Consider the following 9806-nt stretch of genomic DNA (forward strand, 5'->3'; position numbering starts at 1 on the left):
AACACGTCCTTTTAAATGATGATTGTATTATAATCTAAATCTCATTTTTACGTGTCCACTTTTTAGACTAACCTCAAAACGGCCAAGCCCAAGCAGTAAAATGTCCAATAGAAGGCGTATAAAGGACAAAACGGCCATGCCCAAGCAGTAAAATGTCCAATAGAAGGCGTCTAAAGGACAAAACGGCCAAGCTGAAGCAGCAAAATGTCCAATAGAAGGCGTCTAAAGGACAAAAACCTCCAGCCCACGTAACTAAAATGATCCAATATTATCAATCAAGAAACTGTTTATGACAATAATGTGAAATCATTCACAAACAACTGCAGATTGTGACGAACCTCACAAATTTTCAAAAGACAGGAGTTTACAATTTAACTATAAATGAAACCTTATTAACCATTAAAAATAACTAAACAAAACATATAGGGAGCGACCCAAAATGAAAAAATTAGTAATGATCGGTAACGGAATGGCTGGAGTAAGGACAATCGAAGAAATCCTTAAACTTGCACCTGAACATTTTGAAATCACCATTTTTGGAGAAGAACCACATCCAAACTATAACAGAATTAAGTTATCAAATATTCTCCAAGGTGATACTAGCTTTGATGAAATCATTATCAACCCGTTGGATTGGTATAAAGAAAACAATATTCAATTATATACTGGTGAACCGATTGTTAAAATTGATGCCGAAGCGAAACGGGTTATCAGTGACCAAGGCCGTGAAGTGGAGTACGATGAATTAATTATCGCAACAGGATCGAAATCTTTTATTCTGCCAATTCCAGGTGCAGATAAACAGGGTGTGACCGGTTTTCGTGATATCCACGATTGTGAAATGATGATCAAATCATCAAAGGAATACAAAAAAGCAGTTGTTATCGGCGGCGGTCTGCTTGGCCTTGAAGCTGCAAGAGGCCTGCTAAACCTAGGAATGAACGTGGATGTCGTTCACTTAATGCCGTCGCTAATGGAACGCCAACTGGACCATATTGCAGCATCTATGCTTAAGGCAGAACTAGAAGCCCAAGGAATGAGCTTTTTAATGGAGAAAGAAACCGTCGAAATCCTTGGAGATGAACGGGTAACCGGACTACGCTTTAAAGATGGTTCTGAAGTAGAAGCCGACCTAATCGTAATGGCAATAGGCATCAAATCAAACACAGAAGTGGCCAAAAACAGTGGCATCTATGTAAATAGAGGCATTGTCGTAAATGACTTTATGGAAACCAGCGTTCCCCACATTTACGCAGTCGGTGAATGTGCCGAACACAGGGAAATTGTCTATGGTTTAGTGGCGCCATTGTACGAACAAGGGAAGGTCCTGGCGAATCGCATCAGCGGTTTTGAAGCGGCGCCATATAAAGGTTCAGTAACAGGCACCCAGCTTAAGGTGGCAGGGGTTGACCTTTTCTCAGCGGGGGAAATTTTTGAAGACGGTACAACGAAATCAATCATGGCCTACAACGAATATGACCGCATTTATAAACGGATTCTAATAAGAGATAACAAGATTGTCGGGATTGTCCTTTATGGTGATACAAAAGACAGTACAAAACTGTTCCGGATGCTGACGAAACAGGAAGACATCAGCGGCATAACCAGCGTATCGATTCTTCAGTCAGAATGCAGTGTAAGCGGCACCTCCGATGATGACATTGCCTCCATGCCAAACGATGAACTGGTGTGCGGCTGTAATGGCGTTACCAAAGGAGCCATTGTCGAGGCGATCAAAACACAAGGACTGACCACGCTTGACCAAGTCAGCCATTGCACAAATGCCGGCCGCTCATGCGGACGCTGTAAACCAATGGTCGCAAGTATACTAGAACATACACTCGGCGACCAATTCGACGCATCTGCAGCTCAGAAAACAAGCATTTGCGGTTGTACAACCTTAAGCCGGGAGGAATTGGTTGAAGAAATCAAGGCAAAGGGCTTAACAAGTGTCAAAGAAGTCATGAACGTTTTAGGATGGAACAACGAGGAAGGCTGTACCAAATGCCGCCCGGCCATCAACTATTACCTCGGCATGATTCACATGGACGAGTATAAGGATGACCGCGATTCCCGCCTTGTTAACGAAAAAATGCACGCCAATATCCAAAAGGACGGAACCTATTCCGTTGTGCCGCGAATGTACGGCGGGGTGACAACACCACAGGATTTAATAAAAATTGCCAAAGTGGCCGAGAAATACAATGTTCCATTAGTAAAACTAACCGGCGGCCAGCGGATTGGCTTGTTTGGCATCAAAAAAGAAGACCTGCCAAGCATTTGGGAAGAGCTTAATATGCCATCAGGGTATGCTTACGGAAAAACGCTTCGCACCGTCAAAACCTGCGTCGGTGCCCAATTCTGCCGCTATGGTACACAGGACTCAATGGCACTTGGCATAGAGCTTGAAAAGAAATTTGAGCGTCTTGATACGCCGCACAAAGTGAAGATGGGGGTATCTGCTTGCCCAAGAAACTGCTCTGAAGCAGGAATCAAGGATATCGGTTTCGTCGGCATCGATGGCGGCTGGGAAATCTATGTCGGCGGCAACGGAGGGGTCGACCTGCGTGCCGGAGATCTGTTATGTACTGTGAAAACTAAGGAAGAGGTTATGGAAATGACCGGGGCCTATCTGCAATACTATCGTGAGACAGCAAACTATCTGGAACGTACTTCCAAATGGTTAGAGCGCCTAGGCTTGGAGCATATCCAAGGGGTCCTGGCAAACGAGGAAACACGCAAAGCCTTAAACGAACGGATGGACAAAACTTTGAAAAAATATATCGAGCCATGGGATGAAGCCATTCATAGTGAAGAGATTCAAGAGAAATATTATACCAAACATACCATTAGGGTCGGGGAGTGAAGCAAAATGCTGCAAACAATAACTCGTATACCTGTTGCAAACTATTCAAACCTAAAAGCTAGAGCTGGTTATTCCATTAAAATCGATGACAAGGAAATTGTCCTCTTTAAAACATCTAATGGCAATGTTTATGCCTTGGAAAACCGCAGTCCACATCCGAAGGGCGGTGTCCTTTCGGAAGGGCTTGTCAGTGGCGATTATGTTTTTTGCCCTGTCTATGATTGGAAAATCTCCTTAAAAGACGGGCTTGTACAGGCTCCGGATACCGGCTATGTCAAAATATTTAACATAGAAATAGAAAAAGATATTATATTTGTCGTATTATAGAAGGAAAACACGGAAGGATGCTGCACGATGGGAACTGGAAAAGTTTTTTTAGTAGGAGCAGGACCGGGGGACGTTGGGCTAATTACTGTGAAAGGGCTTGAAGCCATCAAGCAGGCAGAGGTTATTCTATACGACCGGCTAGCCAACCCGAAGCTTCTGGAGTTTGCTCCGGACAATTGCGAACTGATTTACGGGGGGAAATTGCCGGACCGCCATTTTTTAAGGCAAGAAAATATAAATGATGTTTTGGTCGCTAAAGCATTGGAAGGTAAAACTGTGATCAGGCTTAAAGGCGGCGACCCGGGTGTATTCGGTCGGGTTGGCGAGGAAGCGGAAGCCTTGGCGAACCACCAAATACCATTTGAAATTGTCCCAGGTATCACATCGGGAATGGCTGCCCCTCTTTATGCCGGAATCCCTGTTACCCATCGGGAACATGCGGAATCATTTACGGTCGTAACGGCCCATGATAAATCACAGGAAGGCAAGCCGCTCCTTGACTGGGCAAGCCTTGCCCGCGGGATGGATACAATCGCTTTTTACATGGGAGTCCGAAACTTGCCATACATTTGTGAGAACTTGATTGCCCACGGGAAGCCAGCCGAAACCCCAGTGATTTTAATCCAATGGGGCACCTTCGGCCGTCAGAAGACATTACAGGGGACATTGGCTGATATTGCCGCCAAGGCTGAAGAGGCGAAGTTTAGCAATCCGGCGATTATTTTGGTAGGGTATGTCGCATCTCTCCGTGAAAAAATAAGCTGGTTTGAGAAAAAGCCATTACATGGCCGGCAGATTCTTCTGGCGCGCACGAGTGAAGGCGAGAGCGAGTTAGCGAAGGAACTGATGCGCCAAGGCGCGGACGTAATAGAATTTCCAAGGTGGAAAAGAATCGCAGCACCTGTCAACGAAGAGATTATGGGTACTATATCCAGTTATCAAAAAATCTTATTCACATCGCCTGAGAGTATCGAAGAATTTTTCACGGCGTTAAAGAATCATGGGGTGGATATTCGGAAAATTACAGCAGACCTTTTCGGTTTTTCCATCAAAACCATCAATGCCTTAAAAGAACGAGGATTCGTTCCAGGCTTGATCGATGAAATGTCCGATGGGGGAAAAATGCTTGTAGTTGGAGATGGCAGGGCCCAGGTACAAAAATATGAAAACGCTGATTTCTGGAAAACAAGCGACAAAAAAGTAGATGAACAGTTCTTTTCAATTTTTAAAAGAATGATGGACGATGCGGATGTAAATACAGTCGTTTTCCCTTCGAGCGCCTCTGTTGAGCCATTTATAACAGCTTTGCAAAAATTCGGCATCGAAACAGAAGCCTTTTTGAAAAATGTTCAAGTTGTCGGAATGGGCAAACAAACGATGGGCGAAGTGGCCAAACTAGGTCTCTTGGGTAGCGGCATGCCAAAAAAGGCCACTAAAGAGGCGCTAGTCGAGTATTTAACTGGTCCTTGGCCGGAAAAGACTCCTGCCAATAGATAATGGAGGGGCAGAATGAACGGTTATTACCCAATTATGCTTAAGCTTGAAGGAAAAAAGGTAATCGTGGCCGGCGGCGGCACGGTAGCTGAGCGGAAGGTAAAAGGCTTGCTGGAAACGGGAGCAGCCATTACAGTCATTAGCCCGGAAAGTACGTCTGTTATACAACATTTGGCCCACGAAGGAAAAATAGCCTGGAAGCAAAAGCTGTTTGCCAAGTCGGACATCCAGGAGGCGTTTCTCATCATAGCGGCCACGAATGACCCACACACCAACAATCTGGTGAAGGAAGAAGCGGCGGAGCATCAGCTTGTATCCATTGCGGACAATCCGGAGGAGTCTGATTTCCATCTGCCTTCCCATCTGAAGCGGGGCCGCTTAAGCATTGCGGTGTCCACAGGAGGAGCAAGCCCAATCCTTGCCAAACAAATCCGCAAGCAGCTTGAGCAGCAGTTTGACTCCCGGTACGAGGATTATCTAGAATTTCTTTTTTCAAAACGGCAATGGATTTTGAAAAATGTTGAGGATGCGGATTTAAAAAGAAAATTGTTAACAGCCATCGTCAGCCCGGAATTTTTGAACAACGGCGACTGGGATGTGATGTTTCAGCGTTTATATGAACAAATGATTTAAAGCAGCTACCTGAGTAAGAGGTATCTGCTTTTTTTATTGTGTTAAGAATCTAGTAATATCAAGGATTTTTTATCTACTCAGGGGAATTTTACCTATTTTTTAAAATTTTTCAGAAAAGTAGTTCCATTTTCTAAAAGTGTGTTATATAATACAAAACGAGGATAGTTACTGTATTATAACAAAGAGGTGATCAAGTTCGTGTCGACGCAAACAAGGGGGATGGAAGTAGTTGGGGCCTTGAAGGCCCAATACGACGGTATTTTAACGCCAGATGCTTTGAAATTTATTGAAGAACTTGAAACCAAATTTGGCCCAAGGCGGGCTGAACTGTTACAGTCCAGACAGGAACGCCAAGAGGAAATTAATAACGGCAAGCTTCCTGCTTTCCTCCCTGAGACGAAGCACATCAGAAATGGTGACTGGAGGATTGCACCACTGCCTTATGACCTTCAGGACCGCAGGGTGGAGATTACCGGGCCGACTGACCGAAAAATGGTTATCAATGCCTTAAACTCCGGAGCCAAATTGTTCATGGCCGATTTCGAGGATGCCACGTCACCAACATGGGAGAACCTCGTTGAAGGGCAAATCAACTTACGGGATGCCGTTAATCAGACGATTAACTTTGAAAATCCAGACGGAAAAAAATACGAACTGAATGAAAAAACAGCTGTACTAATTGTCAGACCCCGCGGACTTCATCTCGAGGAAAGGCATGTGTTATTAGACGGCAGAGCCATTTCAGGAAGCTTTTTCGATTTTGGATTGTATTTTTTCCATAACGTAAAGGAACTGCTGGCAAGAGGAACCGGTCCTTACTTTTACCTGCCAAAGCTTGAAGGCCACTTGGAAGCACGGCTTTGGAATGACGTATTTGTATACGCACAGGAAAGGCTCGGGATTGCCCAAGGCACCATCAAAGCAACTGTGTTAATTGAAACCATCCTGGCCGCTTTTGAAATGGAAGAGATTCTTTATGAATTAAGGGAACACTCAGCCGGATTAAACTGCGGAAGATGGGATTATATTTTTAGCTATTTGAAAAAACTACGTAACCAAGATGATGTTATTTTACCGGATCGTTCGCAGGTGGCGATGACAGTGCCGTTCATGCGTTCGTACTCCTTACTTACGATTCAAACCTGCCACCGCCGCAAGGCACCGGCAATAGGGGGAATGGCAGCACAGATTCCAATCAAGGATAACCCCAAGGCAAACGAAGAGGCATTTGCCAAGGTTCGCGCTGACAAAGAGCGCGAGGCACGGGACGGTCACGATGGGACGTGGGTTGCCCACCCTGGACTTGTTCCGGTGGCGATGGAGGTTTTCAACCGCGAAATGCCGACTCCAAACCAAATCCATACGATGAAACAGCAGAAGATTACCATTACAGCTAGTGATTTATTGGAAGTGCCAACGGGTACGATTACTGAGGAAGGTGTCCGTACCAACATCAATGTTGGTATTCAATATGTGGCTTCCTGGCTTTCAGGCCGCGGTGCAGCACCAATTCATAATTTAATGGAGGATGCGGCAACCGCCGAAATTTCACGGGCCCAGCTGTGGCAGTGGATCCGTCATCCAAAGGGCGTCTTAAAAGACAACCGGAAGTTAACTTCCGAATTATATGAACAGCTAAAGGCCGAGGAACTTACGAAAATCAAGCGGGAAATTGGGGACCAAGCCTACTTGAACGGGCGGTTCGACGAAGCCGTTAACCTGTTTGACAACTTAATCTTAAATGACGATTTTGCAGATTTCTTAACTATTCCAGGTTACCAACAACTATAGGGATTTGAGAGTTTTTAACTCTTCAAAAATATATTTTTAAAAAATACTTTAATAGGTTGATAGGAGGATTTTAAAATGACTGATGCAAGAGTAGCGCAATTACAAGAAAGCTGGGAAATGGATGCACGTTGGAAGGGGATTACACGTCCATATACTGCAGAGGATGTGATCAAACTTCGCGGTTCTATCGATATTGAACATACATTAGCACGCAAAGGTGCTGAAAAGCTTTGGAAACTAGTAAACGAAGAAGATTATATCAACGCTCTTGGCGCTTTAACTGGTAACCAAGCGGTTCAGCAGGTTAAAGCTGGGCTTAAGGCTATCTACTTAAGCGGCTGGCAGGTTGCTGCAGACGCTAACCTTTCCGGTAACATGTACCCTGACCAAAGTTTATACCCTGCAAACAGCGTTCCGGCTGTTGTTAAGCGTATCAACCAAGCACTTCAGCGCGCTGACCAGATCACTCATGGAGAAGGCGACAATTCGATCGATTGGTTCGCTCCAATCGTGGCTGACGCTGAAGCAGGCTTCGGCGGCCAGCTAAACTGCTTCGAACTAATGAAAGGCATGATTGAAGCAGGTGCTGCCGGCGTTCACTTCGAAGACCAGCTTTCTTCTGAGAAAAAATGCGGCCACTTAGGCGGTAAAGTATTGCTTCCTACACAAACTGCGGTTCGCAACCTGATTGCTGCCCGTTTAGCAGCTGACGTTATGGGCGTTCCAACTGTGCTGGTTGCCCGTACAGATGCTAACGCTGCAGACTTAATCACAAGCGATATCGATGAAAACGATGCTGAGTTTATTACTGGCGAACGTACAGCTGAAGGCTTCTTCCGTACAAAAGCAGGTCTTGACCAAGCAATCAGCCGCGGATTGGCTTACGCTCCATATGCCGACCTAATCTGGTGCGAAACTTCCGAGCCAAACCTTGAAGAAGCACGCCGCTTTGCAGAGGCAATCCATGAGAAGTTCCCTGGCAAACTGCTTGCCTACAACTGCTCACCTTCCTTCAACTGGAAGAAGAAGCTTGACGATGAAACGATTGCAAAGTTCCAACAAGAGCTTGGCAAAATGGGTTACAAGTTCCAATTCGTTACACTTGCAGGCTTCCATGCTCTAAACCACAGCATGTTCGAACTTGCCCGCGGTTACAAAGAAAACGGCATGGCCGCTTACTCTGTCCTGCAGCAGGCTGAGTTCGCCAGCGAGCAATACGGCTACACTGCTACTCGTCACCAGCGCGAAGTTGGTACTGGTTACTTCGACCAAGTATCTATGGTAATCTCCGGCGGTACTTCTTCCACTACTGCGTTGAAAGGTTCTACTGAGGAAGAGCAGTTTACTGGTTCTAAATAATATAGTGATCGGACGTGAATCCTTCCCTCCTTAATGGGGGGAGGGGTTTTTTCTTTGTGGCTGGGGCGGGGGTTACTCTCGGATAAGGTATGTTTACTCTCGGATAACGCGGGAATACTCTCGGATAACCGTAATTTACTCTCGTAACCGCAAATTACTCTCGGATAGGACCGGAATACTTTCGGATAAAGTGAAAATACTCGCGGATGGCCATCATTTACTCTCAGAGATGCTGAGATTGGAACGTTTTCTATACAGAAATCATACATAGTAATTAGCCTTTTAAATGGAGTTGATTCTTTTTGAAAAAGCCTACCGTTGACGAGGTCTTGCAGCAAGGCATCTATGGAACGATTGAAACCAAGCCTGAGGAAAGACGGAAATTTTTAGGATCTTTACGCGAACGAATTATTGTCGCTCTTACGAAAAAACAGGTAGCTGAAACCGAAGTGTACCCTCAAGTAGGGCAGTTAATGAAGAAATATCCCAGTGCCCATCTTTTTCTAAACGGAAATATGGGTTACGACCAATTATCCAAATATGTAAAAGTCGCATCCAAACACAAGATTGGCCACACTATTGTCACCAACAAGGAGCATGACACCGACATCGGCTTAGTTTTAGCAATGAATCATGCTATTGATAAAGAAGAAATTTACCTTACAAAAAAGGAAATTGTGATTCCAAAGCAAAATAAGAAGAAAGGACTTTTTTCAAAGTTATTTAAAAGAAAATGAAGGGTATAAGCTCATGGAATAAAGGTGCCATGGGTTTTTTTATATCCAAAAGTAAAATCGTGGTAATATTTAGAAGGGGGGTGAATCATGACTATTAAAGGAATAAACCACATTTTGTTTTCCGTTTCCAATCTAGAAAAATCCATCCAATTCTATCAAAGCGTGTTTGACGCCAAATTGCTGGTGAAAGGAAGGACCACCGCCTATTTTGATCTAAACGGCATATGGCTTGCCCTTAATGAGGAGAAGGATATACCGAGAAATGAAATACATCATTCCTATACGCATCTAGCTTTTTCAATCGAAGAGGCAGACTTCCTTAACATGTTTGAAAAACTGAAACAACTCCAGGTCAACATTCTGCCGGGCAGCCACAGAGACGAAAGGGATAAACGATCACTATATTTTACCGACCCGGATGGACATAAATTTGAGTTTCACACGGGTACACTTCAAGACAGACTAGATTACTATAAACAAGAAAAAAAGCATATGGAGTTTTACCATTAAAATAGGGGCCAACATGAAGTGAACCAAAAAAGTTAGACAATATATATTAAGCAACCCTTTGGACCTGAGTTCTGTATTCTACTGGGCTC

8 protein-coding genes are annotated in these 9806 nt (G+C 44.5%); all 8 read left to right on the top strand.

Translation table 11 applies throughout. The features are described from left to right. Positions 1–439 precede the first annotated feature (439 nt). A complete protein-coding gene (gene nirB, locus KHB02_RS28560) occupies positions 440–2866 on the top strand; it encodes a nitrite reductase large subunit NirB (protein WP_213147772.1) in 2427 nt (808 codons plus the stop codon). A gap of 6 nt (positions 2867–2872) precedes the next feature. After that, positions 2873–3193, top strand: a complete 321-nt coding sequence (nirD, locus tag KHB02_RS28565) for a nitrite reductase small subunit NirD (protein ID WP_213147771.1) — start codon at positions 2873–2875, stop codon at positions 3191–3193. A gap of 27 nt (positions 3194–3220) precedes the next feature. Continuing rightward, complete coding sequence (cobA, locus tag KHB02_RS28570) at positions 3221–4690, top strand: uroporphyrinogen-III C-methyltransferase (protein WP_213147770.1); 1470 nt, start codon at positions 3221–3223, stop codon at positions 4688–4690. 12 nt (positions 4691–4702) lie between these two features. After that, the gene (locus KHB02_RS28575) at positions 4703–5320 is read left to right on the top strand and encodes an NAD(P)-binding protein (protein WP_213147769.1); all 618 of its coding nucleotides are present in this window, start codon (positions 4703–4705) and stop codon (positions 5318–5320) included. 198 nt (positions 5321–5518) lie between these two features. After that, the gene (gene aceB, locus KHB02_RS28580; RefSeq protein ID WP_420848128.1) at positions 5519–7111 is read left to right on the top strand and encodes a malate synthase A; all 1593 of its coding nucleotides are present in this window, start codon (positions 5519–5521) and stop codon (positions 7109–7111) included. A gap of 75 nt (positions 7112–7186) precedes the next feature. Next, positions 7187–8470, top strand: coding sequence for an isocitrate lyase (gene aceA, locus KHB02_RS28585; protein WP_213147767.1), 1284 nt, complete (start codon positions 7187–7189; stop codon positions 8468–8470). Positions 8471–8772: 302 nt separating this feature from the next. Further along, the gene (locus KHB02_RS28590; RefSeq protein ID WP_213147766.1) at positions 8773–9207 is read left to right on the top strand and encodes a YueI family protein; all 435 of its coding nucleotides are present in this window, start codon (positions 8773–8775) and stop codon (positions 9205–9207) included. An 87-nt stretch (positions 9208–9294) separates the two neighbouring features. Beyond that, on the top strand, positions 9295–9717 hold the full coding sequence (gene fosM / locus KHB02_RS28595) for a FosM family fosfomycin resistance protein (protein WP_213147765.1): 423 nt from the start codon (positions 9295–9297) through the stop codon (positions 9715–9717). Positions 9718–9806 lie beyond the last annotated feature (89 nt).

This window comes from Neobacillus citreus (assembly GCF_018343545.2).
Classification (GTDB): domain Bacteria; phylum Bacillota; class Bacilli; order Bacillales; family Cytobacillaceae; genus Neobacillus; species Neobacillus citreus.